Origin of the sequence: Acidimangrovimonas pyrenivorans (assembly GCF_042643245.1) — a bacterium.
In the GTDB taxonomy this organism is placed as follows: Bacteria; Pseudomonadota; Alphaproteobacteria; order Rhodobacterales; family Rhodobacteraceae; genus Acidimangrovimonas; species Acidimangrovimonas pyrenivorans.
The window spans coordinates 1-24,874 of sequence record NZ_JBHRSK010000005.1 but is presented as its reverse complement, the minus strand read 5'-3'; the positions used below and the strand labels follow the sequence as shown (position 1 = coordinate 24,874).

Sequence of the window (24,874 nt, the reverse complement as noted above, 5' to 3'; positions counted from 1 at the left end):
AGGGCTCACTCGAGATAGGGCATCGGGTCGACGCTGTCGAAGCCCTTGCGGACCTCGAAATGGACGAAGGACGGGTTGCCCTTGCGCACCGTGGCGATGGTCTGGCCGCGCTTGATCTTGTCGCCCTTCTTGACCTTGATGTTGTCGATATTGGCGTAGACCGTCAGCAGGTTGTCCTTGTGGCGCACCACAATCACCGGCACCCGGTCGACATCCTGGGTGATTGCCGCCACCTCGCCGTCGCCGGCCGCCTTGACCGGGGATCCGGCCGCCGCGCCGATGTCGATGCCGTCGCTCTTGCCCTTGACGAAGCCACGGATGATCTTGCCGTTCAACGGCATGTCGAAGGTCGAGGACGAGGCCGCGGTCCGGGTCTTGCCCAGGTCGGGCGAGGGCGGCGTCTTGGGCGACGGCTTCGAGGCCGGGGTCGGATTGTCGGCCGGCAGCGGCTGAGCGGCGCTCGGCGGCTCGGGGGCCGGGGTCGGCCGGCCGGGCGGCGTGACCTTGGCCGGCACGGCCGGGGCGGCGCCATCCTTGGCCACCGGGATCAGCAGGTACTGGCCCTCGCGCACGCCCAGATCGGGGCCGAGCCCGTTCCAGTCGGCCAGCGCCTTGACCGGCACGTTGTAGAGCCGGGCGATGGAATAGGCGGTCTCGCCGCGCCGCACCTTGTGGCGCAGCGGCTGGTCGGCCGGCTGGGCCTTGGCCGCCGCGGTCTTGGCCGGCTGACCCTTGACGACGCCACTTTCCGCCGCGGGCGTGCCGCCGTTCGAGGCGCGGTCGATCGCGCCCTCGGCCAGCGTGGTGATGTTGACCTGGCCCGGCGCGGCGCCGGTGGCGGCCGAGGGCTCGGAGACGCGGTTGGGCAGGGCCAGCACCTCGCCGCCGCGCAGGGCGGCATCCGGGGTCAGGCCGTTGAAGCGGGCAAGCTCGCCGGAGTTCACCCCGATCCGGTCGGCGACCGCGGCGACGCTGTCGCCCTGGCGCGCGATCACGACCTGGTAGCCGGGATAGGAGATGATGCCGCGATCGTCCGGCTGCGGCCGCCTGGCCACCGCCTTCTGCACCGCCGAGGTGGTGTCGAAGCCGTCGCCGGCACTGCGCAGGTCCCAGTCATAGCCGTCGGTACAGGCCGTCAGGGCGCCGAGCGCCACGCATAGCAGGAGCGGGCGGGTAAGCGGGAAACGGGGGAATGTCATCACTGTCTGCCTCTGCTGCTGCCCGGTTTTCCCGGGTCGTCGTCGATCAGTCCTGCCCCAGCCCTTCGACCAGCGGCACGAAACGCACGGGGCGCAATTCATCGTATTCGAACCCCGTCTCGGTCCGGGTGACCCGGATCAGGCTCTGCACGGCGTCCGACTGCCCGACGGGCAGCACCATGATACCGCCGATGCGCAACTGGGCCAAGAGGGGGCCCGGCGGGTCCTCGGCCGCCGCCGTCACGAGGATGCGATCGAAGGGCGCTTGCTCGGGCAGGCCGAAGCTGCCATCAGCGGTCATCGCCGTGATGTTGGTCAGGGCCAGCGTCTCGAACACCGCCTGGGCCTCGCGCACCAGCCGGCGGTGGCGGTCGACGGTATAGACCCGGCGGGCGAGCTGGGACAGGATCGCCGCCTGGTAGCCCGAGCCGGTGCCGATCTCCATCACCTTGTCGCGCGGGCCGACCTGCAGCGCCTGGGTCATCAGCGCCACCACCGAGGGCTGGGAGATGGTCTGGCCGCAGGCGATGGGCAGCGGCATGTCCTCGTAGGCGCGTTCGGCGAACAGCCCGCGGACGAAGGCGCCGCGGTCGATCTTCTCCATCGCCGTCAGCACGCGGGCATCGGTCACGCCCTTTGAGCGGAGCGCGTAGAGGAAACGCATTTTCCGCTCGGCGGCGTCGGTCATTCCAGCTTGCTCCTGAGATCGGCGAGCAGGTCATGGGCGGTGAGGTCGGCGCGCATCGGCGTGACCGAGACGTAGCCCTCGACATTGGCGGTGACGTCGGTGCCGGGCCCGGTCGGCCCGTGCTGGGCGCCGCCCTTGATCCACAGGAAGCGGCGGCCCGAGGGCGACTTGTGCGGCTCGACCGAGAAGGTGGTGTAGTCGCGGAAGCCCTGGGCGGTGACGCGGGTGCCCTTGACCTCGGCCGCGCCGCAGGGCGGGAAGTTGACGTTGTAGAAGGTGCGGTAGGGGCCGGCATCCCAGTGACCGTTGTCGAGCAGCGCCCGCACGACCCCGGCGCCATGGACGGCGGCGGCCTCGAACGGGGTTTCCAGCCCCTCGGTGCCCGGGCCGATGAACTGCGACAGCGCGATCGCCGGCAGGCCCTGCAGCGCCGCCTCCATCGCCCCGCCGATGGTGCCGGAATAGAGCGTGTTCTCGGCGGCGTTGTTGCCGCGGTTGACGCCCGACAGCACCAGGTCGGGCCTGGTCTCGGCCAGCACGTCATGCAGCCCGGCCAGGACGCAATCGGCCGGCGAGCCCTCGGCGGCATAGCGGCGCGGGCCGAGTTCGGCGATCATCGTCGGGTGGGTATAGCTGATGCAATGGCCGACGCCGGATTGCTCGAAGGCCGGGGCGACGGTCCAGACCTCGCCGTCCGGGCCGGCGATCTCCTCGGCGATGGCGTGGAGGACGCGCAGCCCCGGCGCGTTGATGCCGTCGTCATTGGTGATGAGAATGCGCATGCGCCGCTCCGTCTGCCTCGCGCCCTGATTAGTCGAGAGCCGGGCGGGCGTAAACCCGTCACGGCAGGGCTGCGGCAGGGGGGAGCGCGGCGAGGCGAAATTCTGTGCGACCGGGCAGGGGCGCCGGCTGCCGCGAGGCGCCGGAGAGCGGCCTAGAGCAGCCCGAGGATCCGCGCCGCCTCGTCATGCGGCGAAGTCAGCGCATCGCGGTCCTCGCCGGGGAAGAAGCGGGCGCGGGTCGCCGTCGGCATCGGCGCCGGGGTCTCGATGACCACGCGCGGTTCCATCGAGGCGGTCTCGGCCTGCCAGCTCCGTGCCAGCGCGATCTGCGCCGCCTTGGTCGCGCCATAGGCGGAAAAGAACTTCTGCCCGGCGCGCGGATCGTCGAAGAACAGCGCCGTTCCGGCCGGCGCGGCGCGCAACAGCGGCTCGACCATCGGGATCAGCATGCCGGTGGCCCGGGCGTTGATCTGCAGCGACTTGTCCCAGTCCTTTTCGTCCAGGTGCCCCGCCGGGGTCAGCGGTGCGGCATGGATCGCGGCATGGACCCAGAGATCCGCCTTGCCCCAACGCTCGTAGATCGACAGGCACAGGTGCCGCATCGCATCGTCATTGGTGATGTCCATCGGCGCCAGCGTCGCCGCGCCGCCCTTGGCCTGGATGCGGTCGTCCAGCTCTTCCAGGCCGCCCACGGTGCGGGCGACGGCGACGATGTGATAGCCCCTGGCGGCCAGCGCCTCGGCCATGGCGGCGCCCAGCCCGCGCGAGGCGCCGGTGATCAGGGCGACGGGAGAGGAATTGGCTTCTGAAGTCATGGCTTCTGATCTGACACCGGCGCCGGCCCGAGGCAAGAGCAAGTTGACGGAACCGTGTGCGATGACGGTCGGGGACTACCGAGGCCACGAAGGCGTGGCCTTGCCTTCTTTCTGCTCGAAAATATCCTCGGGGAGCGCGAGGGGCAGACAGCCCCTCGCCCTTCTTTTGCGCCATTGCCCAAGCGCAATGGCCGCGGGGCAGACAGCCCCTCGCTGGCGCCGCGTCAGCCGTCCGCGCCGTGCAGCCGGGACAGGGCGGCCTCGCACAGGCCCAGCTCGAGCCACTGGCAGCCGGCGCAGAGGGTGGAGAGGTCGCCCGGCATCACGCGCCCGCGGATGCGGTCGAGCGCGTCGCCCCAGCGGATGCGGTCGCCCGGCGCCAGCCCGAGCGCGGCGCCGTGGGCGGCGTCCAGCGCGTCGATCCTGGCCTGTTTCACGCAGCCCGCGCCGCGGCGCCCGGGGCAGGGGGCGCAGATGTCGTCGGCGGCACCCACCACCTCGATCTCGACCTCCGCGCCGCCGGGGGCACGCAGCCGGCCGCTGACGATGCCGTCCATGTTGGCGGTGAAGCCGTCGGAATAGCCCTCGCCCTGAAACCCCAGCACACAGAGGAAATGATGCCTGCGAAAACGCAGGCTCACTCGGCCGCCTTCATCTCGAAGCCCTTCTCGATCATGTCCGAGGGCGCGACGGGGTATTCGCCCGAGAAGCAGGCGTCGCAATAGCGCGGCGCCTTCGGGTCGCGGCCGTTGGCCTCGCCGACGGCGCGGTAGAGCCCGTCGAGCGAGATGAACTTGAGGCTGTCGACGCCGATCCATTCGCGCATCTCGTCCTCGCTCATGGTGGCGGCGAGGAGTTTGGCGCGTTCCGGCGTGTCGACGCCGTAGAAGCAGGGCCAGGCGGTCGGCGGGCTGGCGATGCGGAAATGCACCTCGGCGGCACCGGCGTCGAGGATCATGTCCTTGATCTTGCGGCTGGTGGTGCCGCGCACCACCGAGTCGTCGACCAGGATCACCCGCTTGCCGCGCACCAGGGCGCGGTTGACGTTCAGCTTCAGCCGCACCCCCATGTTGCGGATCTGCTCGGTCGGCTCGATGAAGGTCCGGCCCATGTACTGGTTGCGGATGATGCCCATGCCGTAGGGGATGCCGCTTTCGGCCGCGAAGCCGATCGCCGCCGGGGTGCCGCTGTCGGGCACCGGGCAGACCAGATCGGCCTCGACCGGCGCCTCGCGCGCCAGCTCGACGCCGATCGCGTGCCGGGTCTCGTAGACCGAGCGACCGCCGAGGATGCTGTCGGGGCGCGAGAAATAGACGTGCTCGAAGATGCAGAAGCGCGATTTCGCCGGCTCGAACGGGTGGAAGCTCTCGACCCCGTTCGCGTCGATCACCACCATCTCGCCCGGCTCGATCTCGCGCACGAATTCGGCGCCGATGATGTCGAGGCCGCAGGTCTCGGACGACAGGCACCAGGCGCCATCGCCGAGCTTGCCCAGCACCAGCGGCCGGACGCCGAGGGCGTCGCGGACGCCGATCAGCTTGGTCCGGGTCATGGCGACGACCGAGAAGGCGCCCTCGACCCGGCGCAGCGCGTCCTTCATCCGCTCGGGGATGTTCTTCTGGATCGAGCGCGCCATCAGGTGGATGATGCATTCGCTGTCCGACGACGACTGGAAGATCGAGCCGCGCTCGATCAGCTCGCGGCGCAGGGCGGCGGCGTTGGTGATGTTGCCGTTATGGGCCAGCGCGCAGCCGCCCATCGAGAACTCGCCGAAGAAGGGCTGGACGTCGCGGATCGCGGTCGCGCCCTTGGAGCCGGCGGTCGAGTAGCGGACATGGCCGATGCCGATCTCGCCGGGCAGGGTCGCCATGACGCCGGCCTTGGTGAAGTTGTCGCGCACGTAGCCGAAGCGCCGGGCCGAGTTGAAGCCGGTCTCGGGATCGTAGGTGACGATGCCGCCGGCCTCCTGGCCGCGATGTTGCAGCGCGTGCATGCCGAGGGCGACGAAGTTGGCGGCGTCGGCAACGCCGATGACGCCGAAAACGCCACACTCCTCCTTCAGCTTGTCATCGTCGAAGGGGTGGCTGAGGAAGGGACGCATCTGGGCGAGGCTCCGAATCCGTTTGTCTGGGGTTACGCCCCCACATAGTGACTCGTCACCGAACTGTCACGTCCGCAATCAGTTCCCTGTCGTCGCAGTGCCGTCGGCCGGGGCGTTCGCGGGGGGCGTCGTGGGCGCCGCGCTGCCCGAGGCCGGAGCGCCGCAGTTGCCGACAAGATGCTCGTAACGCTGGACGATCCAGCCGGGCGCGTCGGTCGGAATGGTCTGGTCGATATTGGCCTGGAACTGCTGGAAGATCTTGGCCGAGCGGCTTTCCGAGACCATCGGGATCGCCTCGTTGGCCATGGCGCGGTCGTAGACGACGAAGGCCACCGCCACCAGCAGCAGGCCGCGGGCGACGCCGAACAGGAAGCCCAGGCCCTGGTCGATCCCGGCCAGCACCGAATGGCGCACCACCGAGGAGAACAGCGGCGTGAAGAAGGACATGATCACCAGCCCGAGGGCGAAGACGGCGGCGAAGGCGGCGACGATGGACAATTCGCAGCTGCCGGCGAGGAACTTGTCGAGGACGGGGATTTCCTTGATCAGCGGCTCGGCCTGCGGGGCGAAGATATAGGCCAGCACGGCCGCCGCGATCCAGCCCGCGATCGCCATCACCTCCCGCACGAACCCGCGCGAATAGGCCAGAATGGCCGACAGCACGATGACGACGGCGACGACCGCGTCGATGACGGTGAAACCTTCCATCCAGTCACTCCCTGCGGCGTCATCCGGCGCCGAACATGTCTCCGACAAATGCCGTCAAGTCCGGCATCTGCTTGATCCGTAGCCCGTCGCCGCCGCCGATTTTGCTGCGGGAGGGCGCGATTGCCTGTGAGAAACCAAGTTTTTGCGCTTCTTTCAACCTGTTTTCGGTCTGGCCGACCGGCCGCAGGGCGCCCGAGAGGCTGATTTCGCCGAAAACCACCATGTCGGGCGGAAGTGCCGCATCCTCGCGCGCCGACAGCAGCGCGGCGGCGACGGCGAGATCGGCGGCGGGTTCGCTGACCCGCATGCCGCCGGCGACGTTGAGGAAGACGTCGAGCCCGGCGAAGGGGATGCCGCAACGCGCCTCGAGCACGGCAAGGATGGTCGACAGCCGGCCGCCGTCGAGGCCGACGACGGTGCGCCGCGGCGTCCCCAGCGGCGAGGGCGAGACCAGCGCCTGGATTTCGGTCAGCACCGGCCTTGTGCCCTCGATGCCGGCGAAAACCGCCGAGCCGGGGCTGGCCTGGCCGCGTTCCGACAGGAACAGCGCCGAGGGGTTGGAGACCTGCGACAGGCCTTGGCCGGTCATCTCGAACACCCCGATCTCGTCGGCGGCGCCGAAGCGGTTCTTGACCGCGCGCAGGATGCGGAACTGGTGGCCGCGCTCGCCCTCGAAATAGAGCACGGTATCGACCATGTGCTCGACGACGCGGGGGCCGGCGATCTGGCCCTCCTTGGTGACGTGGCCGACGAGGATGACCGAGGTGCCGCGTTTCTTGGCGAAACTCACAAGCTCGTGACAGGCGGCGCGGACCTGGGAAACCGAGCCCGGCGCGCTTTCGACAGTGTCGGCCCACATGGTCTGGATCGAATCGATGATCGCCAGGTCGGGGCGCTCGGCATCCAGCGTCGTCAGGATGTCGCGCAGGTTGGTCTCGGCCCCGAGCGCGACCGGCGCGTCCTGCAGCCCCAGCCTTGCGGCGCGCATCCGCACCTGGGCGGCGGCTTCCTCGCCGGAAACATAAAGGCATTTCAGCCCGCTGCGGGCGAAGGCTGCGGTGGCTTGCAGCAGCAGCGTCGACTTGCCGATGCCCGGGTCGCCGCCGACCAGGATCGCCGAGGCGGCAACCAGCCCGCCGCCCAGCACCCGGTCGAGCTCGTCCAGCCCGCTCAGGGTGCGCGGCGGCGGGGTTTCCTCGGTCGACAGGTCGGTGAGCGCGATCGCCCGGCCGCGGCTGGCGCCGAGGGTCTTGGAGGACGGCCCGGCCGACAGCGGGGCCTCCTCGGCGATGGTGTTCCAGGCGCCGCAGGCCTCGCAGCGGCCGGCCCATTTGCGATAGCTGGCGCCGCAGGCGGAGCAGGTGAAGGTGGGGCTCGATTTTGCCATGCCCCTTGGTGCCCGAGCGGGGCGGCGGGATCAAGCGGTTGCGACGGCGGAAGCATGCCGAAGAGCCTGTCACGTTTCGCGTCGGGGCGCTGCCCGGCGCAGATGCCGGGCGGAACAGGGGGCCATTGCCTCGCTCAGTTCTTCCGCATCGCCCGCGCCGTCGCCATCGAGATCGCCAGCGAGGCGAGGATGCAGCCGGTGAACAGGTAGAGCCCCCAGTCGGTCCGCACCGTCGCCAGCCCGACGCCCTTGACCACGACGATGTAGAGCGCGACCAGAAACACGTCGGCCATCGCCAGCTTGCCCAGCAGGTGCAGCGCCGGCATCACCCTGGGCGACAGCAGGTCGAAATGGACCAGCGCCAGGCCGATGGTCTTCAGGTAGGGCGCGAACAGGGCGAAACCGGTGACGATCAGGGCGAGGACCACGTCGCTGCCCCAGAGCGACTGCAGCCCCGAGATCACCGAGATCTGCGACAGCCCGAACAGCGGCAGCAGCCCGGCCCGCATCAGCGGCGCGAACCAGGCGACCGGGAACAGCACCAGCAGCGACAGGTTGGCCAGCCGCAGGGCCCAGAGCAGCGCCGCCCTCATCGCGAGGCCGGATCAGTTGGCCGGTTTCGACGGCATCTGGACGACATTGGGCTGCACATCCTCGACGTCATAGCCGAGCGAGGGCAGCACGTCACGCAGGTCGCGCTCCAGCCGGGCGAGCTGGGCCTCGGCCAGCTTCGCCTCGGCCCGGACGTCCTCGAGCCAGCGCCGGATCTCGTCGCAGGCATGTTGCGCCGGCTTGATCCGGCGGGTCAGCGCCTCGGCCTCCTGCTGGCGCTGGCGCAGGAAGCCCTAGGCCCGGGCGACCTTCTCGTCGGAATAGACCCGGGCCAGATCGCGGGAAAGGTGGCTCATCTGCGCCGCCAGTTCGAGCAGCTCGGGTTCGAGCCCGCTCAGGTCGGGATGCTTGCGCAGGTGGGTGAGCCGCTCGCGCATGCTGTCGAATTCCGAGGACAGGGCGAAGACCCCCTCGCGGTCGCCGCCATGGGCCCGCGCCAGGGCCCGTGCCGCACCAGGTAGCATAATATGTCCCCCACCAATGTGATCGAGGCTTCCACCGCAGGCATGTTCTGGCAACTATCTCGCGTCGCAAACGCGTGTCTTTGGGGGCTTCCCTACCTCTGCTGCTGCCGAAAGCGTCAACAATGATGGCTGCTTATCTCTTACTGTTTCCTGTTGGCGTGCCGCTCAGTCGCAGAATCGCAGTGCCCCGGCGTCCTTCCTCAGCAGCCGTTCTGTCAATGCACGCAGTCGGGCGGCGCGCTCCTGCCAGGCAGTGTCGAGCTTGCCGTCCAGCGCGGCGCAGATGTCCGCCCGCAGGCCGTTGCGCTGGTGCTGGGCGGTCAGGATCGAGACGCCTCCGAAGACGATGGCGATCGTCAGCGCGTAGTTCAGCAGCATCAGCTTGAGGTGACCGGCCCTCCCGATCGGCCGTGTCGGGGGCGCACCGGACCGTCCGGCGGTCAGGCCGATGGCGGTCGCGAGGCCCAGGGCGAGGACCAGCAGCGCCAGAGAGCCAAGCATCGCCCAGAGCGAGAACAGCGGCGACAGCAGCAGGCTGTCACGCGCGAAGGGAAGCAGCAGGCCGAGGAAGAGATGCAGCGCGCAGAGCGCCGCCACCGCATAGGCCAGGCGCCTGGCGCCACGTTGCCGCCTTGCGAGGAGGCCGGAAACCATCGCGCCCGAAAGCAGGGCGGCAAGAAGCTGGACGTAGAGGGAGACCAGGCCCGCCAGCACATCGGCGATCGGCGCGACCACGGGCTCCAGCATCGGCTTCTACCTCACGGATTCAATCGGCCCTTCCGCTCTACCATGGATGAACTGGTCGAGATAGGGATCGCCCGAGCTGTCCATCTGCGCCACCGGCCCGGTCCAGCGGATCAGCCCGCCATGCAGCATCGCCACCTTGTCGGCGATGGCGCGGACCGAGGTCATGTCGTGGGTGATGGTCATCGCCGTCGCCCCCATCTCGACCACGATCTCGCGGATCAGCTCGTTGATGACGCCGGACATGATCGGGTCGAGGCCGGTGGTGGGTTCGTCGAAGAAGATGATCTCGGGCTCGGCGGCGATGGCGCGGGCGAGGCCGACGCGCTTCTGCATCCCGCCCGACAGTTCGGCCGGGTAGAGGTCGGCGACCTCGGGCTTCAGCCCGACGCGGCGCAGCTTCTCGATCGCGATCTCGCGCGCCTCGGCCTTGGGCCGCTTCTGGCTGCCGCGCAGCAGGCGGAAGGCGACGTTCTGCCAGACGCTGAGGCTGTCGAACAGCGCGCCGCCCTGGAACAGCATGCCGAAGCGGGCGAGGAAGGCGTCGCGGTCGCCCTTGGTGACGTCCTGGCCGTCGAGGGTGATGGTGCCGCGATCCGGCGTCACCAGCCCGAGGATGCATTTCAGCAGCACCGACTTGCCGGTGCCCGAGCCGCCGATGATCACCATCGACTCGCCGGTGCCGATCTCGAGGTCGACCCCCTGCAGGACCTTGTTGGCCCCGAAGGCCTTGTGGACGTCGGTGAGTGTGATCATTGCGAGAAGAACAGCGCGGTGAGCAGGAAGTTGGCGGCGAGGATCAGCACCGAGGCGGCCTCGACCGCGCCCTTGGTGGCGCGGCCGACGCCCTGGGCGCCGCGGGCCGAGTTCATGCCGTAATAGCAGCCCATCAGGGCGACGATGAAGCCGAAGACCGCGCCCTTTATCAGGCCCGAGGTGACGTCCCAGGGTTCGAGGTAGTCGGCGGTGTTCTTGAGGTAGGTGGCGGGGTTGAAGCCGAGCTTGTTCACGCCGACGAGGTAGCCGCCGAAGATGCCGATCGAGTCGCCCACCGCGACCAGCAGCGGCACCACCAGCGTCGCCGCCAGCAGCCGCGGCGCGGTGAGGTATTTCATCGGGTTGGTCGACAGCGTGACGAGGGCGTCGATCTGCTCGGTCACCTTCATCGTGCCGATCTCGGCGGCGATCGAGGAGGCGACGCGGGCGGCGACCATCAGCCCGCCCAGCACCGGGCCCAGCTCGCGCACCATGCCGATGGCGACGATCGAGGGCACCACCGCCTCGGCGTTGAAGCGGGCGCCGCCGGAATAGATCTGCAGCGCCAGCGCGCCGCCGGTGAACAGCGCCGTCAGGCCGACGACGGGCAGGCTGAGCCAGCCGATCGAGACCAGCGCGGAAAGGAATTCGCGGCCGTAGAAGGGCGGGCGCAGGAGATGCGACACGGCGCGGCCGGCATAGAGGGTGATCCGGCCCAGCACCGCCAGGGCGGCCAGCGTCGCCCGGCCGAGCACCGCAAGCGGAGACAGCAGGATCACGCCGCCGGCCCCCCGCTATAGCGGCGCAGGTAGCGGTGGCCGAGGTTGGTCAGCACCTCGTAGCCGATGGTGCCGACGGTGTCGGCGATGTCGTCGACACCCTGGTGCGGGCCGAGCAGGTCGAGCGTCGCCGGCACTTCGGCCAGGTGGGAGACATCGACCGTGATCAGGTCCATCGAGACCCGGCCGAGGATCGGGCAGGGGCTGTCGCCGGCCCAGAGCTGGCCGGCATTCGACAGGTGCCGGGTGATGCCGTCGGCATAGCCCGCCGCGACGGTGGCGACGACGGTGTCGCGCTCGGCGGTCCAGCTGTTGCCGTAGCCCACCGTCTCGCCCGCGTCGACGTCGCGCAGCTGGATCACCGGCAGCGTCAGGTGGACCACCGGCCGGGCCTTGGCGAAGGGCCGCGCGCCGTAAAGGCCGATGCCGGGGCGGGTGAGCTCGAAATGGTAGTCGGGGCCCAGCAGCACGCCGCCGGTCGCCGACAGCGAGCGCGGCACGCCGGTGCCGTCGGTCATCGCCCGGAACACCTCGAGCTGGCGGGGGTTCATCGGGTGGTCGGGCTCGTCGGCGCAGGCGAGGTGGCTGATCAGCATCTCGGGCCCGGCCGACAGCGCCAGCTCGGCCACCGCCTGCCATTCCAGCGGCTCGAGCCCGAGCCGGTTCATGCCGCTGTCGAGCTGGATGCCGAAGGGATGGCCGGGCAGGCTTTCGAGGTGGCGCGTCAGCTGGTCGATCGAGTTCAGCATCGGCGTCAGGTCGAGATCGCGGATCAGGCCGGTATCGCCGGCCATGTGGCCCGAGAAGACGCAGACCTGCGGCCCGGGCCCGAGCGCCCGGCGCAGCGCCACGGCCTCTTCGGCGACGGCGACGAAGAAACGCCGCGCCCCGGCTTTGGCCAGCGCCTTGGCGACGCGGTCGATGCCGAGCCCGTAGGCGTCGGCCTTGACCACCGCCCCGGTCTGGGTGGCGGGGTCGGTCATCCGGTCGAGCGCGCGCCAGTTGGCGGCGATCGCGTCGAGGTCGATGGAAAGGATACCGCTGCTCATGGCGTGGTTTTGCCAGCCCGGCGCGTCAGGTCAAGTGGAAAGGGGATCCGCGGGCGGAAAACCCCGCTCACCGCTGCGCGACAGCGGCGGCGCTGCGGGCCGGGTCCGGGGGCGCGAACCGGGGCCGCAAAGAGGCGCGAGCGGCGGTTGCGCGGGGCGGGCGCCGCTCCTATCAATGAGGGGAAGCGAAAGGAAACGACCATGCGGATTTGCAAGGACCTGGCAGCGGCGATCGGCCACACGCCGTTGATCCGTCTCAACAAGGCCAGCGAGGCCACGGGCTGCGAGATTCTCGGCAAGGCCGAGTTCATGAACCCGGGCCAGTCGGTCAAGGACCGCGCCGCGCTCTACATCATCAACGATGCGGTGGCGAAGGGGCAGCTCAAGCCCGGTGGGACGATCGTCGAGGGCACGGCGGGCAATACCGGCATCGGCCTGGCGCTGGTCGGGTCGTCGATGGGGTTCAAGACCGTCATCGTCATCCCCGAGACCCAGAGCCAGGAGAAGAAGGACATGCTGCGCCTCGCCGGCGCGCATCTGGTCGAGGTGCCGGCGGCACCCTACAAGAACCCGAACAACTACGTCCGCTATTCGGGCCGGCTGGCCGAGGAACTGGCCAGGACCGAGCCCAACGGCGCGATCTGGGCCAACCAGTTCGACAACGTCGCCAACCGCCAGGCCCATGTCGAGACCACCGGGCCCGAGATCTGGGAGCAGACCGGCGGCAAGGTCGACGGCTTCATCTGCGCCGTCGGCTCGGGCGGGACGCTGGCCGGCATCGCCGAGGCGCTGCAGCCCAAGGGCGTCAAGATCGGCCTCGCCGACCCGGACGGCGCCGCGCTCTACAGCTTCTACACCACGGGCGAGTTCAAGTCCGAGGGCAGCTCGATCACCGAGGGCATCGGCCAGGGCCGGATCACCGCCAACCTCGAAGGCTTCACCCCGGACATGTGCTACAACATCCATGACAGCGAGGCGCTGCCGGTGGTCTTCGACCTGCTCGAGGACGAGGGGCTGTGCCTGGGCGGCTCGTCCGGGGTCAACGTCGCCGGCGCCATCCGCATGGCGCAGGAGATGGGGCCGGGCCACACCATCGTCACCGTGCTGTGCGACTACGGCACCCGCTACCAGTCCAAGCTGTTCAACCCGGCCTTCCTGAAGGAGAAGGGCCTGCCGGTGCCCGGCTGGCTCGACCGCGTGCCGGCGCCGGTGCCGACGGTCTTCGCCGGATGAGGGCAGGGGCCGCCCGGCTGCGCCACCTCGCGCTGGCGCTGCTGCTGGCGCTGATGGCGCCGGCGGCCCTGCTGTTGCCGGCCGTCCCGGTCGCGGCGCAGAGCCAGGCGAGCGACCAGTCGACGGCCCCGCCCGACTACAACAGCTGGGAGGCGATCGCGAGCGTGGGCGAGAAGATCGTCTCGGCCCCCGGCACCTCGAACGTGGTGCTGGAGCAATGGCGCAGCCGCATCGCCAATTGGCGCAGCAGCTTTCAGGCGGCGGAGAACGCCAACAAGAGCCGGATCGAGACGGTCCAGGCACAGATCGCTGCGCTGGGCCCGCCGCCGGCCGAGGGTCAGACCGAGGCGCCCGAGATCGCCAGCCGGCGCAAGGAGCTGACCGACCAGCTGGCGCAATTGCAGGCGCCGGGGCTGGCCGCCGATTCCGCCTATCGCCGGGCCGACGGCATCATCCGCGAGATCGACCAGATCATGCGCGAACGCCAGGCCGACGCGCTGATGCAGCTCTGGCCGGCGCCGGTGAACCCGGCCAACTGGGCCGCCGCCCTGGCCACCGTCAGCCGCGCCGCCGGCGATCTCTGGGGCGAGATGCGCTCGGCCTGGGACAGCGCCAGCCTGCGCGCCCAGATGCGTTCGAACCTGCCGCTGATCCTGGGCTACCTGATCTTCGCCGCGGTGCTGCTCAACCGCGGCCGCGGTTGGGTCGAGCGCATCGCTCTGGCGCTGCCGGGCAATGCCTCGGCGCGCGGCCGCAAGGTCGGCGCGCTGCTGCTGTCGCTGGGCCAGATCGCGCTGCCGCTGCTGGGCCTCGTCGCGCTGATCGCGGCGATCCGGGCTACCGGCGTCGTCGGTCCGGTGGGCGAGGCGCTGACCGGCGGGCTGCTCGATTTCGGCATCGTCTTCTTTGGTGCGCGCTGGCTGGGCGGGCAGATCTTCGCCAAGACCGAGACCGAGACGGCGCTGTTCCGCCTGCCACCCGAGCGCCGGGCCGAGGGCCGGCTGCATGTCGCCACGCTGGGCCTGCTGCTGGGGCTGAACGAGATTCGCAAGGCGGTGCTGGTGCCGCCCGAGGGCATCGACGCCCAGGCCGCGAACGGGGTGCTGCTGCTGCCGCTCCTGGTGCTTACCGGGCTGGTGCTGTCACGACTGGGCCAGCTGATGCGCCGGCATTGCGCCGAGGTCGCGGTGCCGGAGGAGGCGCCGCGCTATCGCGACTGGATGATCGGCTGGCTGGGCCGGGCGCTGATCGTGCTCGGCGTCGTCGCCCCGCTCTTCGCCGCCATCGGCTACGTCCAGGCGGCGACCGGGGTGCTCTACCCGCTGGTGATCTCGCTCGGGCTGCTGGCGATCCTGGCGATCCTGCAAGAGCTGATCGGCGATATCTACGCGCTGATCTTCCGCGACACCCGCGGCGCCGAGGCGCTGGCGCCGGTGCTGATCGGCTTCGCCCTGGTGCTGTTGTCGCTGCCGCTTTTCGCGCTGATCTGGGGCGCCCGCGTCACCGACCTGGCCGAGCTCTGGGCCCGCTTCGTCCAGGGCGTCTCGATCGGCAATACCACGATATCGCCCAGCAATTTCTTCACCTTCGCGGTGATCTTCGCGATCGGCTACGGCGCGACGCGGCTGCTGCAAGGGGTGCTGAAATCCTCGGTCCTGCCCAAGACCAGGCTCGACCAGGGCGGCCGCAACGCGATGGTCTCGGGCACCGGCTACCTGGGCATCTTCCTGGCCGCAGTCATCGCCATCACCGCCGCCGGGATCAACCTTTCCGGCCTCGCCATCGTCGCCGGCGCGCTGTCGGTCGGCATCGGCTTCGGCATGCAGAACATCGTCTCGAACTTCGTCTCGGGCATCATCCTGCTGATCGAGCGCCCGGTGAGCGAGGGCGACTGGATCGAGGTCGGCAGCACGATGGGCACGGTGCGCTCGATCTCGGTGCGCTCGACAAGGATCGAGACCTTCGACCGCACCGACGTCATCGTCCCCAACTCGGACCTGATCACCGGCGTCGTCACCAACTGGACCCGGTTCAGCCTCAACGGCCGGCTGATCATCAAGGTCGGCGTCGCCTATGGCACCGATACCCGCAAGGTCGAGAAGATCCTGACCGAGATCGCCGAGAACCACCCGCTGGTCGTCGTCAACCCGCCGCCGACGGTGATCTTCTCGGGCTTCGGCGCCGACAGCCTGGATTTCGAGATCCGGGCGATCCTGCGCGACGTCAACTTCATCCTGACGGTGAAGAGCGACCTCAACCACGAGATCGCCCGCCGCTTCGGCGAGGAGGGGATCGAGATCCCCTTCGCGCAGCGCGACATCTGGCTGCGCAATCCCGAGGCCCTGCGCGGCCCGCCCGCCGTCCCCGCCCGGCCGCCCGAGGGCGGCGGCGAGGCCGGGGATGGGGCCGGGGCCGGGGATGCCGGCCCGACCTTCACCGCCTTTTCCGATACCGCCAAGCCCGACGCCGAGGATATGTCATGACCACAGAGCCGCTGTTCCGCACCGATCCCTACCTTGCCGAGGCCGAGGCCACCGTGCTGGCCCACACGCCCGAGGGCGGCATCGTGGTCGACCGCTCGATCTTCTATCCCACCGGCGGCGGCCAGCCCGGCGACAGCGGCGCGGTGAGCTGGGACGGCAACCGGCTCGCCATCGCCACCGCGGTCAAGGGCGAGGCCGGCGCGATCGTCCTGGTCCCGGCCGAGCCCGCCGCCCTGCCGCCGGTCGGCACCAAGGTCAGCCTGGCGCTGGACTGGGAGCGGCGCCACCGCCACATGCGGGTCCACACCGCGCTGCACCTGCTCTCGGTCGTGATCCCGCTGCCGGTCACCGGCGGCCAGATCGGCGCCGAGAAGGGGCGGCTGGATTTCGACATGCCCGAGCCGCCGGCCGATCCCGCCGCGCTCGAGGCCGAGCTCAACGCCCTGATCGACCGCGACCTGCCGGTGACCGAGGACTGGATCACCGATGCCGAACTCGAGGCCAATCCGGGCATGGTCAAGACGATGTCGGTCAAGCCGCCGATGGGCCAGGGCCGGGTCCGGCTGGTGCGGATCGGGCAGGGGGCGGATCAGGTCGACCTGCAGCCCTGCGGCGGCACCCATGTCGCCCGCACCGGCGAGATCGGCGCGATCCGCTTCGGCAAGGTCGAGAAGAAGGGCCGCCAGAACCGCCGCGTCAGCATCCTGCTGGCCGATTGAGGCGTCGCCGCGTCGCCCCGCCGGTGTCCAGGCAGACCCGGCGCCGGCAGTTGCGACGGCTCCACGACCGGCGTCGGCGCGCCGCAAGTCCGGGCGGCTTCCCCCTGCCGCGGGACCGGTGGGGCGGACGGCAAGAGACGATGCAGCCGGTCCCGGCACGCAGGCAGATCCCCGCGCGACGTCCCCCCTTGAACGCTGCGGGCGGCCCGCTATAAGGGGCGGGCACGGAGAGGTGGCCGAGTGGTCGAAGGCGCACGCCTGGAAAGTGTGTAGGCGGGAAACCGTCTCGCGGGTTCGAATCCCGCTCTCTCCGCCATCACGTAAATCATTGATATTAAAAGATTTTACGCCTCGCGCATTGTGGCGCGATTTCCGCAATATGCAGGGCGCGATGCCTCCTGGAAACTTGAAATCACAGGCGAAATAGCCGCCCAAAACGGCCCGAGTCTCTGTTTGGCATTTGGCGCGATACGGTTTTCGGGTGGCGCTTCCGGCGCTGGACTTGACTTCCGGCTATTTCGGAGCTGACGCGGGCCTTGTTGCTTCGCCCTACCCGACAACACGGCGAATGCGTTCTCGAAGGAATTCAGCGAGTTCCGCGGCATCGGGATCATTAGCTGCATCAAGGATGTCCACATGTTCCTCGTAGTCGACAAACGCGATCAGATTCTGAAACTCGGGCAGAAGGACTTCTTTGCAAATGGTTGCTACCTGCTGGGCGGCCATGCGCAGGGCCTGCAAAACGACGTCAGCCGCCTGGCGGCTTTGCATCGACACCCCCCGCAACTGGGCAAGCTCGTCGGCACCGTGCCCGAAATCGGACGCTCGATACGGCCAACAAGGGCAGAACCCACGCATAACTGGTCACCCTATGTGGAAAGGTCGCGCCTCCGTTAGGCTCAATCGGTCCGGCGTTCACGGCGACACCGGGAAGATCAGCACCAGCGAGGCCTCGGCCCCGGTCAGGGTGAAATCCAGGCTGCCCCCGAGCGCCCGCGCCCGCTTGCGCATGTTGATCAGCCCCATGCCACCGCTCTCGGTTGCGGGCCTCGGTACGCCGCGATTGTTGGTCACCGTCAGCCGAATCTGATCGCGCCCCTCCGACATGCCCGAGATAACGATCGTGTCGGGATTGCCATGGCGCAGGGCGTTGTTCACCGCCTCCTGCAGCACCCGCATGATGTTCAGCGCGCGCTCCTGCGACAGGTTGGCGATCTCGGGCAGCCGCGCCATCGACCAGATCACGTTGATACCGAGGTTCTCGAGCGGCTCGAGGCAGCGGTTGCGAAACAGGCTGAGGTAATAGCGCAGGCTGCCCTCACGCACCGCCATCGTGTCGATCACCATGCGCAGGTCGATCAGCGCGTTGCGGGCGCTTTGCTTGATCTCGCGGCTGACGTCCTCGGGCTGGTCCGAGAGCGCCACGATCGTCGTCAGATGCCCGGCGACACCGTCATGCAGATCGGCGGTAATGCGCGAACGCTCCTCGGCGAGCACCCGCGCCTCGTCGAGCTTCTTCTGTTGCTGGAAATAGGTGGCAAGCTGGGCCTCCTTTTCCCAGAGCTTCTGGCGCAGAACCTCTGCGGCCTGGTCGAGCGAATCCGCCTGGTCGGCCAGCCGACGCACGATGAAGATGACAATCGCCGTGACCGAGAAGAAGCGGCTGAAGACCGACAGAAACATCCCGTCCGCAATCCAGCCCAGGCGGATCGCGAAATCATGCGCAGTGCCGACCGCCAGCAGCACCAGGCTGAATAGGAACAGAATGACCTCGAGCCGGGGCTCACGCAATGACACGCTCGTTAGCACGCCGATCGACAAGGTGGTGCAGCCGAGGAAGAACGGGAAGGAAAAGAGGAAGCCGAGTGCCGGGCCGGAGAGACTGAAGACAGCGGTCAGCACGAACAGGGCAAGGGGGATGGCGATTGTCAGGGCGAGGACATGGCGCGAGGCGCGCAACCCGGTCAGCGACAGCGAGAAGCCGATCAGGCTCAGCCCCGCGGCCGGGATCAGCAGGTAGATCGAATGCGAGGCCGCCGCGACCCGCGGCAGGCCGGTCTCCATCGCCGCCAGCGCGGGCACGCTGGCTGTCGCCATCAGAAGCCCGAGCCAGCCGAAGACGACATCCTTGGGCCGCAGCGCGAAGAGCAGCAGCCCCGCCAGAGCCAGGAAGAGCTGCATGCCGAAGATGATCGGCTTGATCGTGTGGCTAAAGAACGAGCGCAGCAGATAGACCGAGCGCAGCTCGGACAGGGAGCCGGCGACCACCTGCGACAGCGATCCCAATGGCGCGGGCCCGGTCTCGACCGCCAGCCGGACCGTGTTGGCCCCCTGCTGCAGCACGTTACGCGGCAGATGCACGAGCGAGGTCGAACGGTCGAGCGGGCTCCACATGCCCTGGATCCGGCTGTCGTAAAGCTGGGTGTCGCGCACCCAGACCCGCAGCCGCGGCTCGAAGAAGGGCAGATAGAGATAGACCCCCTCCACCGGCACCTTGTCGAGCGTCAGCTCCAGCTCGAAGACCCGGGTGACGAGTTCCCGGTAGGACGAGCGCCACTGCACCGGCAGGGTCAGCGGCTGGCGGCTGCCGTCCTCGCGCACCATCACCGCGCGCGAGATCGTCACGCCGGTATGGCGCGCCATCAGATATTCCTCGACCGGCCGGCTCAGCAAGTAGGTCAGCACCACCAGCAGCCCGACCCACAGCACGCCCTTGACCAGGCGCCTTTGGGCCAGCGGGCTCATAGGTCGATCAGGCCCCGGCTATGGGCGACGAAGACCGCCTCGGTCTTGCTGGTGGTTTCGAGCTTGCGGTAGATGTTGCGCGCATGCACCGGCACCGTCTGCGCCGAAATCCCCAGCATCTCGGCCACTTCGCGGTAGGAGAACCCGCGCGAGATCATCGTCAGCACGTCGCGTTCGCGCGGGGTCAGGGAAATCTCGGCCTCCTCCGGGTCTTGCGCCGCCTGATCGTTCGCAGCGCCCTGCATGCTCTCGACGATCAGCCGCGCGATCGTCGCCGACATCGGCGACTTGCCCTCGAGCACCATCTCGACCGCCGAGAGGACGCCGATCGACTCGTCGTCCTTGACGACATAGCCGGTCGCCCCGGCGCGGATCGCGTCGAGCACCACCGGCCCGCCGTTGAGCACCGACATGACGATCGCATGGGCCTCGGGCCTCTTGGCCTTGAGCGCACGGATCGCCTCGATCCCGAGCCCGTCGGGCAGTTGCAGGTCGGCGATCAGGATGTCGACGGGCTGGCTTTCGATCGCCGCGAGCGCCTCGGCCACGGTCGTGCAGACGGGCAGCAGCCTGCCCCCCGGCCAACGCTCCAGGATGCCGCTCAGCCGCTTGGCCACGGCGCGCAGATCCTCGAGCAGAAGTATGTTGTAGATGCGATCGGTCATCCCATGCCCATGCGCTGTCCCGGCCGACGGTGCCGGGGGCTGCGCCTCACACTGTTCCACGGTCCGGGGCTTTCAGCAATGCGCCTCCTGTGTCGGGCTCAAATGGCCAGATCATCGCTGAACAGGCTGTGCCAGTCGGCGCCGCTGCCCAGATGCACGTCCTCCAGAATGATGGTCTCGTCGTTGCTCAGGTTGATATAGGTTCCTGCGAGCGTGCCCCCGGGCGGGGGCGAGCCCCAGTCCTGCACGCCGGTCACGTCGAGATGGTCGAGCAGATAGAGATGGTCGGCGCCGACGTCGAAATCGGTGACCACGCTTTGCGTCTGGCCGCTGCCGAAGACGAAGAGATCCGCCTCGCCGATCAGTCCCCCGGCGCTGGTGCTGCCGCCGGTCAGCTGGTTCGTGCCCTCGGTGGCATAGAGGATGTCGTTGCCGTCGCCGCCGATCACCGTGTCGTTGCCCGCACCATCCGACAGGATGTCCTTGCCGGCACCGCCGTCGATGACATCGTTGCCGGCATTGCCCGCGATCACGTTGTCGGCCTCGTTGCCGGTGATGTGCTCGGCCCCCGACCCGCCGGTGACGTTCTCGATCGAGTCGAGCGTGGCATAGCGGTCGCCGCCGAAGCGCACCTGCCCGGCGACGTAGTCGCCATTCGCCGTGCTGCCGGTCGACAGGGCGATGTTCCAGTTCGTGACGCTTGAGCTCATGTCGAGCACATCGGTCCCGTCACCGCCGTTGATCGTGTCGGTCCCGGCGCCGGTATGGAAGATGTCGTCGCCTGCGTCGCCGTTCAGCATGTTGCTGCCCTTGCCGCCGTCCAGCACGTCGTTGCCGTCGCCGCCATGCAGCGTGTCGGCGCCCTTGTCGCCGTTGAGCGTGTCGGCGCCCGCATCGCCGTAGAGCGCGTCGCCATCGTCACCGCCGGCAAGCAGGTCGTTGCCGGCGTCGCCATGGATCACGTCGTTGCCGGCATTGCCGATGAGCGTGTCGTAGCCGTTGCCGCCGTGGATGACATCCCCGCCTCGGCCCCCGCTGACGATGTCGTCATAGAGGGTGCCGGCGAAGCCGTTGCTGTTGACGTTGTCGACGACGTTCTGGACGTTGAGGAAGGCGTAAACGCTGTCGCTGCTGGCCGCGCCATGGCTGTCGCTGGTGCCGAATTCGAGCAGGTAATAGCCCTGCTGGGTTCCGTCGGTCGTGGCGGTGATGGTGCCGCTGCTGTCGAGACTGAAATCGGGGTGGGTCAGCGAGGTATTCGTATCAAGATCCACCAGCCCCCCGCTGGCGTTCAGCTTGTAGCTGTGCAGCAGCTCGTAACCTTGCAACGCATCGCCCTCGGGATCGGCAAAGACCGTCGAGACGTCGGAGGGCAGCGAGAGGTGGATAGCCCCCCCCTCCGCCAGCGTCTGCGTCGCGACAACGTTCTGCACGATGCCGTCGAACTCGCCGACCGCCGCACCGGTCAGCCGCGTCTCGGCCAGCGCGGTGTCGGTCGCCGCCTCCGCCGCAACGGCCGCGTCGGGGGCGAAGACCGGCCCCTGGTTCGCGCCGTCGACGGTGACGGTCAGCGTGCTGGTCACGGTCGCGCCATGGGCGTCGGTCGCTTGCAGGGTGAAGACCGTCTGCGCCGTCTCGCCCTCGGCGAGATGCAGGAAATCGCTGCCCGGGTCGAAGCTCAGCGTGCTGCCCGAGATCGTCGCGCTGCCACCGTTCGTCGGATCGCCGACCAGCGCATAGCTCAGCGTGGTCCCGCTGTCATCGCTGTCGACGTCATGGCCCAGCGTCGACACATCGAGCGTCGCCGTGGTGTTGTCGGCCCCGTCGCTCAGCGTGCCCGCGTCCAGCGTCGGCGCGTCGTTGACGCCGCCCACCGCGATCTGGGCCATGGCCGTCGCGGTGCCGCCATGGCCGTCCGAGATCGCGTAGCTGAAGCTGTCGATCGCCACCTGACCCTCCGCCAGCGCCACGTGGGCCGCGACCCCGGAGGGGTCGTAGGTCAGCGTGTCGGTGGCGGTGTCGAGCGTCAATGTCGCCCCGGCAGCGCTGAGCCAGGTCTCGTGGCCGCCCGACAGCGTGCTGCCCGTCACCGCGGCCAGCGTCAACGCATCGCTGTCGATATCGCTGTCGTTCGCGGTCAGCTCGTGCGCCGACAGCACCAGCGACGCGTCGGCATCCACCTGAGAGGTCGCCGCCGCCGCCACGTCCGAGGTCGAGACATTGAGCTGGTAGTTCTTGTTGTTGCCGATCGTCGTCGCATCGACCCGGACGTAATAGGTGCCCGCCGCGAGCGTATGCGTGATGTAGGGATCGTACTTGCCGTAGTTGGTGGTGATCGACCCCGGATCGCCGGTCTTCTCGTCATCGTTCTTGGCGATCACCGTGCCGTCCGAGGCCATCAGGGCAAGTTCCGTGTCCATGCCGTTGAGCTTGTTGTCGTAATAGCCGCCATGGTCGATATCGAGCACGACCTGGGTGCCGTCACGGGTCACGGTGAACGCGTAGAAATCATCGGTGTGGTTGTTCGGAAGAGAGCCCTTGACCGAGACATGCGCGTCGCTGTCCGAATTCGTCACCTCGTCGTCGTGGCTGAGCTTGAAAAAGCCGTCGAGCGAGACCGCCGTGGCACGCGATTGATTGCCGCTGCTGGTCAGGTCGCCTTCGCGGTAGATCGTCGGCGTCTCCAGATGCCGCACCCCGAGGTAATCCGCCTCGGCCACCGGCGCGTCGTTCGCGCCGGTCAGGGTGACGGTGACCTGCTGCGTGGCCGAACCGTCCGCCGAAACCGCGGTGAAGCTGTCGGTCGCCTGCTCGCCCTCGGCCAGTGTCTGGATCGCGGCTTGGGAATTGTCGGCGGCATAGCTCCATTGGCCGTTGGCGCCGAGGCTGAAACTGCCGTAGCCATGATCCCCCGCCACATCCGGCTGGGCCTGGAACGACGCCTGCCCGGCATCCGGATCGGTGATCGTCAGCACGCCGCTGGCGGTCAGATCGCCCTTGGTCACCGCGCTGTCCTCGGTCACCGCCCCCGTCGCCGTGCCGCCGATCTGGGCGGCATCGTCGGTTCCCTCGATGGTCACGACGACCATCTGGCTGGCCGAGCCGTCGTAGGAGAGCGCGGCAAAGCTCTCGCTCAGATGCTGGCCCGTGGTCAGCGCCTGGATCGCCGCCAGCGCATTGTCGGCGCTGTAGGTCCAGTTGCCATCCGGCGTGAGCGAGAAGCTTCCATAATTGCCCGCGACATCGGTCTGGGCCTGGAACTGCGCCTGCCCGGTGTCGGCATCGGAGATCACCAATGTGCCGCCGGTTTCGATCATGCCCTCGGCCGTGACCGCGCTATCCTCCGTCACCGCGCCACTCGCAGTGCCGCCGATCACCGCGGTGTCGTCCGTTCCGTTGATCGTGACGGTCACGACCTGTGTCGCGCTGCCATCGACGGAGGTCGCGGTGAAGCTGTCGGTCAATTGCTGGCCGGTGAGCAGTTCCTGGATCGCGGTCTGGGAATTGTCCGCTACGTAGCTCCAGCTGCCGTCCTCCGTCAGGGTGAACCTACCATAGCCGTTGTCGCCACCGACGCCCGCCTGCGCCTGGAACTGCGCCTCGCCCGCGTCCGGGTCGGAAACCATCAGCGAGCCGCTCGTCGTCAGCGCGCCCGCGACGACGCCCACATCCTCGGTCACCGCCGCGGCGCTGGTGCCGGTAATGGTCGCGGCATCGTTGATCCCCCACACGCTGAGCGTCACCTCGGCCGAGCTCGTACCGCCCTGACCGTCGGAGACCGTGTACCAGAAGCTGTCGCTCCCGACCTGCCCCGCCGCCAGCGCGTTCAGGCCGGCAGAGGCCGTGGGATCATAGACCAGACTGCCGTCGGCATTGAGTGTCACGATGGCGCCCTCGGCCGAGGTGATGCTGGTGGTCGAGGCGGCCGAGCTGTCGCTGGTCTGCAGCGACTGGATCGACAGGGTGCCGCCATCCGGGTCGCTGTCGTTCGACAAGAGCTCGCTGGCCGCGAAGACGGTGGCGTGATCCTCGTCGACGTAATGATCGAAAGCGGTCGAGACGTCGGATTGCGAGATGTGCAGGGTATAGGCGTTGTTGGTCCCGACCTGCCCGTCGATCCTGACGTAATAGGTGCCCTTGTTGAGCGTCGCCACGAGATAGGGGTCGATCGTGTAATTCGTGTAGTGGCTATAATCCGGGTTGAAATAGCCCGACGTGCCCGCCGTCGACCCGGAGTCGGAATGCCCCTTCCCCGCGTCATAGCTAACGCCGACAAGCTGCCCCTTCGCGTTCTCGAGCAGCAATTCCACATCCGCGCCATGCAGCGTGAAATTGCCCTGCTTGTAGCTGTAATGCCCGCCGCCATCGATATCGAGCACGACCTGCGTGCCATCCTCGGCCACCGTGAAGGCATAGAAATCATTGTCGGAATTGCTCGACAGCGTGCCGTTGACCGTCACATGCGGGTTGATATCCGAATCGTTGACGGAGTTGTCCGGGCTGAGCTCGAACAGCCCGTCGAGCGACATTGCCTTCGCCAGTGTGTCATTCGTCTCGACTTCGTCATAGCTGGTGGGCGTGGCATAGATCCGCGCAGCGAAGCTGTCGTCACTGGCCACCGGCGCCAGGTTGTCGTCGGTGCCGTTCACCGTCACGGTCACCGCGCTCGTGGTAAGGCCGCCATTGCCGTCCGACACGTCGATGGTGAAGCTGTCGGTGACGCTGTCGCCGCTATCCAGCGCCTGCACATTCGCCGCGTCGTTGTTCAGCACGTAGCTCCAGGCGCCCTGGCCATCGACGCTGAGCGTGCCGTAGCTGCCGGCGCCGCCGCCGTGGACCGTGTAGCTCAGGCTGTCGCCCTGATCGACGTCACTCGCCGCGACCTGACCCGCCGCGCTCAGGCTATCGTCCTCCTGGACCGCCCCGCTCGCCGTGGTCTGCACCG

Annotated in this window: 21 protein-coding genes and 1 tRNA gene; 4 read left to right on the top strand and 18 right to left on the bottom strand. The window is 68.5% G+C overall.

The features are described 5' to 3' along the window. Positions 1 to 5: 5 nt before the first annotated feature. The 14 genes from ACFOES_RS09595 to alr form a co-directional block, all read right to left on the bottom strand. A complete protein-coding gene (locus ACFOES_RS09595) occupies positions 6 to 1,199 on the bottom strand; it encodes a peptidoglycan DD-metalloendopeptidase family protein (protein WP_377833048.1) in 1,194 nt (397 codons plus the stop codon). 46 nt (positions 1,200 to 1,245) lie between these two features. Beyond that, complete coding sequence (locus ACFOES_RS09590; protein ID WP_377833047.1) at positions 1,246 to 1,887, bottom strand: protein-L-isoaspartate(D-aspartate) O-methyltransferase; 642 nt, start codon at positions 1,885 to 1,887, stop codon at positions 1,246 to 1,248. After that, complete coding sequence (gene surE / locus ACFOES_RS09585) at positions 1,884 to 2,669, bottom strand: 5'/3'-nucleotidase SurE (RefSeq protein WP_377833046.1); 786 nt, start codon at positions 2,667 to 2,669, stop codon at positions 1,884 to 1,886. The genes ACFOES_RS09590 and surE overlap by 4 nt, the downstream gene beginning before the upstream one ends. Before the next feature lie 152 nt (positions 2,670 to 2,821). After that, positions 2,822 to 3,484, bottom strand: coding sequence for an SDR family NAD(P)-dependent oxidoreductase (locus ACFOES_RS09580; RefSeq protein WP_377833045.1), 663 nt, complete (start codon positions 3,482 to 3,484; stop codon positions 2,822 to 2,824). 224 nt (positions 3,485 to 3,708) lie between these two features. Beyond that, positions 3,709 to 4,125 (bottom strand): DUF1284 domain-containing protein, encoded by a 417-nt coding sequence (locus tag ACFOES_RS09575; RefSeq protein WP_377833044.1) that lies wholly within the window; start codon positions 4,123 to 4,125, stop codon positions 3,709 to 3,711. Beyond that, positions 4,122 to 5,585 (bottom strand): amidophosphoribosyltransferase, encoded by a 1,464-nt coding sequence (gene purF / locus ACFOES_RS09570; protein ID WP_377833043.1) that lies wholly within the window; start codon positions 5,583 to 5,585, stop codon positions 4,122 to 4,124. Before purF ends, ACFOES_RS09575 begins: the two co-directional genes overlap by 4 nt. A 78-nt stretch (positions 5,586 to 5,663) precedes the next feature. Then, positions 5,664 to 6,293 carry a CvpA family protein gene (locus ACFOES_RS09565; protein ID WP_377833042.1) on the bottom strand — a complete coding sequence of 210 codons (630 nt, stop codon included), beginning with the start codon at positions 6,291 to 6,293 and terminating at the stop codon, positions 5,664 to 5,666. A 19-nt stretch (positions 6,294 to 6,312) separates the two neighbouring features. Continuing rightward, a complete protein-coding gene (gene radA / locus ACFOES_RS09560; protein ID WP_377833041.1) occupies positions 6,313 to 7,680 on the bottom strand; it encodes a DNA repair protein RadA in 1,368 nt (455 codons plus the stop codon). Between the two features lie 134 nt (positions 7,681 to 7,814). Further along, positions 7,815 to 8,273 carry a paraquat-inducible protein A gene (locus ACFOES_RS09555; protein WP_377833040.1) on the bottom strand — a complete coding sequence of 153 codons (459 nt, stop codon included), beginning with the start codon at positions 8,271 to 8,273 and terminating at the stop codon, positions 7,815 to 7,817. A gap of 252 nt (positions 8,274 to 8,525) precedes the next feature. Next, on the bottom strand, positions 8,526 to 8,756 hold the full coding sequence (locus ACFOES_RS09550) for a hypothetical protein (protein WP_377833039.1): 231 nt from the start codon (positions 8,754 to 8,756) through the stop codon (positions 8,526 to 8,528). Positions 8,757 to 8,921: 165 nt separating this feature from the next. Beyond that, positions 8,922 to 9,503, bottom strand: coding sequence for a hypothetical protein (locus ACFOES_RS09545; protein WP_377833038.1), 582 nt, complete (start codon positions 9,501 to 9,503; stop codon positions 8,922 to 8,924). Between the two features lie 6 nt (positions 9,504 to 9,509). Further along, positions 9,510 to 10,256, bottom strand: a complete 747-nt coding sequence (locus ACFOES_RS09540) for an ABC transporter ATP-binding protein (protein WP_377833036.1) — start codon at positions 10,254 to 10,256, stop codon at positions 9,510 to 9,512. Continuing rightward, a complete protein-coding gene (locus tag ACFOES_RS09535; RefSeq protein ID WP_377833087.1) occupies positions 10,253 to 11,032 on the bottom strand; it encodes an MlaE family ABC transporter permease in 780 nt (259 codons plus the stop codon). Before ACFOES_RS09535 ends, ACFOES_RS09540 begins: the two co-directional genes overlap by 4 nt. Beyond that, a complete protein-coding gene (alr, locus tag ACFOES_RS09530) occupies positions 11,032 to 12,084 on the bottom strand; it encodes an alanine racemase (RefSeq protein ID WP_377833035.1) in 1,053 nt (350 codons plus the stop codon). Before alr ends, ACFOES_RS09535 begins: the two co-directional genes overlap by 1 nt. A gap of 201 nt (positions 12,085 to 12,285) precedes the next feature. On the opposite strand from alr, the gene ACFOES_RS09525 reads away from it, so the two are divergent. The 4 genes from ACFOES_RS09525 to ACFOES_RS09510 all read left to right on the top strand — a co-directional run bounded on the left by ACFOES_RS09525 (position 12,286) and on the right by ACFOES_RS09510 (position 16,835). Further along, positions 12,286 to 13,317: a cysteine synthase A gene (locus ACFOES_RS09525; RefSeq protein WP_377833034.1), complete on the top strand. Its 1,032-nt coding sequence runs from the start codon at positions 12,286 to 12,288 to the stop codon at positions 13,315 to 13,317. After that, a complete protein-coding gene (locus ACFOES_RS09520; RefSeq protein ID WP_377833032.1) occupies positions 13,314 to 15,800 on the top strand; it encodes a DUF3772 domain-containing protein in 2,487 nt (828 codons plus the stop codon). The genes ACFOES_RS09525 and ACFOES_RS09520 overlap by 4 nt, the downstream gene beginning before the upstream one ends. After that, the gene (locus ACFOES_RS09515) at positions 15,797 to 16,519 is read left to right on the top strand and encodes an alanyl-tRNA editing protein (RefSeq protein WP_377833031.1); all 723 of its coding nucleotides are present in this window, start codon (positions 15,797 to 15,799) and stop codon (positions 16,517 to 16,519) included. Before ACFOES_RS09520 ends, ACFOES_RS09515 begins: the two co-directional genes overlap by 4 nt. A 226-nt stretch (positions 16,520 to 16,745) precedes the next feature. Further along, a tRNA-Ser gene (locus ACFOES_RS09510) sits at positions 16,746 to 16,835 on the top strand. Between the two features lie 233 nt (positions 16,836 to 17,068). Here ACFOES_RS09510 and ACFOES_RS09505 read toward each other — a convergent pair. The 4 genes from ACFOES_RS09505 to ACFOES_RS09490 form a co-directional block, all read right to left on the bottom strand. Continuing rightward, positions 17,069 to 17,290 carry a hypothetical protein gene (locus ACFOES_RS09505; RefSeq protein ID WP_377833030.1) on the bottom strand — a complete coding sequence of 74 codons (222 nt, stop codon included), beginning with the start codon at positions 17,288 to 17,290 and terminating at the stop codon, positions 17,069 to 17,071. A gap of 144 nt (positions 17,291 to 17,434) precedes the next feature. Then, positions 17,435 to 19,264: a sensor histidine kinase gene (locus ACFOES_RS09500; protein WP_377833029.1), complete on the bottom strand. Its 1,830-nt coding sequence runs from the start codon at positions 19,262 to 19,264 to the stop codon at positions 17,435 to 17,437. Continuing rightward, on the bottom strand, positions 19,261 to 19,929 hold the full coding sequence (locus tag ACFOES_RS09495) for a LuxR C-terminal-related transcriptional regulator (protein ID WP_377833028.1): 669 nt from the start codon (positions 19,927 to 19,929) through the stop codon (positions 19,261 to 19,263). Before ACFOES_RS09495 ends, ACFOES_RS09500 begins: the two co-directional genes overlap by 4 nt. 98 nt (positions 19,930 to 20,027) lie before the next feature. Beyond that, positions 20,028 to 24,874 (bottom strand): VCBS domain-containing protein (locus tag ACFOES_RS09490; RefSeq protein ID WP_377833027.1); only part of this gene is annotated, 4,847 nt, incomplete at its 5' end.

What these genes read in the sequence shown, in the direction of transcription:
- ACFOES_RS09595 (WP_377833048.1), bottom strand. Translation starts at nt 1,199, where the DNA reads ATGACATTCCCCCGTTTCCCGCTTACCCGCCCGCTCCTGCTATGCGTG.
- ACFOES_RS09590 (WP_377833047.1), bottom strand. Translation starts at nt 1,887, where the DNA reads ATGACCGACGCCGCCGAGCGGAAAATGCGTTTCCTCTACGCGCTCCGC.
- surE (WP_377833046.1), bottom strand. Translation starts at nt 2,669, where the DNA reads ATGCGCATTCTCATCACCAATGACGACGGCATCAACGCGCCGGGGCTG.
- ACFOES_RS09580 (WP_377833045.1), bottom strand. Translation starts at nt 3,484, where the DNA reads ATGACTTCAGAAGCCAATTCCTCTCCCGTCGCCCTGATCACCGGCGCC.
- purF (WP_377833043.1), bottom strand. Translation starts at nt 5,585, where the DNA reads ATGCGTCCCTTCCTCAGCCACCCCTTCGACGATGACAAGCTGAAGGAG.
- ACFOES_RS09565 (WP_377833042.1), bottom strand. Translation starts at nt 6,293, where the DNA reads ATGGAAGGTTTCACCGTCATCGACGCGGTCGTCGCCGTCGTCATCGTG.
- radA (WP_377833041.1), bottom strand. Translation starts at nt 7,680, where the DNA reads ATGGCAAAATCGAGCCCCACCTTCACCTGCTCCGCCTGCGGCGCCAGC.
- ACFOES_RS09555 (WP_377833040.1), bottom strand. Translation starts at nt 8,273, where the DNA reads ATGAGGGCGGCGCTGCTCTGGGCCCTGCGGCTGGCCAACCTGTCGCTG.
- ACFOES_RS09550 (WP_377833039.1), bottom strand. Translation starts at nt 8,756, where the DNA reads ATGCTACCTGGTGCGGCACGGGCCCTGGCGCGGGCCCATGGCGGCGAC.
- ACFOES_RS09545 (WP_377833038.1), bottom strand. Translation starts at nt 9,503, where the DNA reads ATGCTGGAGCCCGTGGTCGCGCCGATCGCCGATGTGCTGGCGGGCCTG.
- ACFOES_RS09540 (WP_377833036.1), bottom strand. Translation starts at nt 10,256, where the DNA reads ATGATCACACTCACCGACGTCCACAAGGCCTTCGGGGCCAACAAGGTC.
- alr (WP_377833035.1), bottom strand. Translation starts at nt 12,084, where the DNA reads ATGAGCAGCGGTATCCTTTCCATCGACCTCGACGCGATCGCCGCCAAC.
- ACFOES_RS09525 (WP_377833034.1), top strand. Translation starts at nt 12,286, where the DNA reads ATGCGGATTTGCAAGGACCTGGCAGCGGCGATCGGCCACACGCCGTTG.
- ACFOES_RS09520 (WP_377833032.1), top strand. Translation starts at nt 13,314, where the DNA reads ATGAGGGCAGGGGCCGCCCGGCTGCGCCACCTCGCGCTGGCGCTGCTG.
- ACFOES_RS09515 (WP_377833031.1), top strand. Translation starts at nt 15,797, where the DNA reads ATGACCACAGAGCCGCTGTTCCGCACCGATCCCTACCTTGCCGAGGCC.
- ACFOES_RS09505 (WP_377833030.1), bottom strand. Translation starts at nt 17,290, where the DNA reads ATGCAAAGCCGCCAGGCGGCTGACGTCGTTTTGCAGGCCCTGCGCATG.
- ACFOES_RS09500 (WP_377833029.1), bottom strand. Translation starts at nt 19,264, where the DNA reads ATGAGCCCGCTGGCCCAAAGGCGCCTGGTCAAGGGCGTGCTGTGGGTC.
- ACFOES_RS09495 (WP_377833028.1), bottom strand. Translation starts at nt 19,929, where the DNA reads ATGACCGATCGCATCTACAACATACTTCTGCTCGAGGATCTGCGCGCC.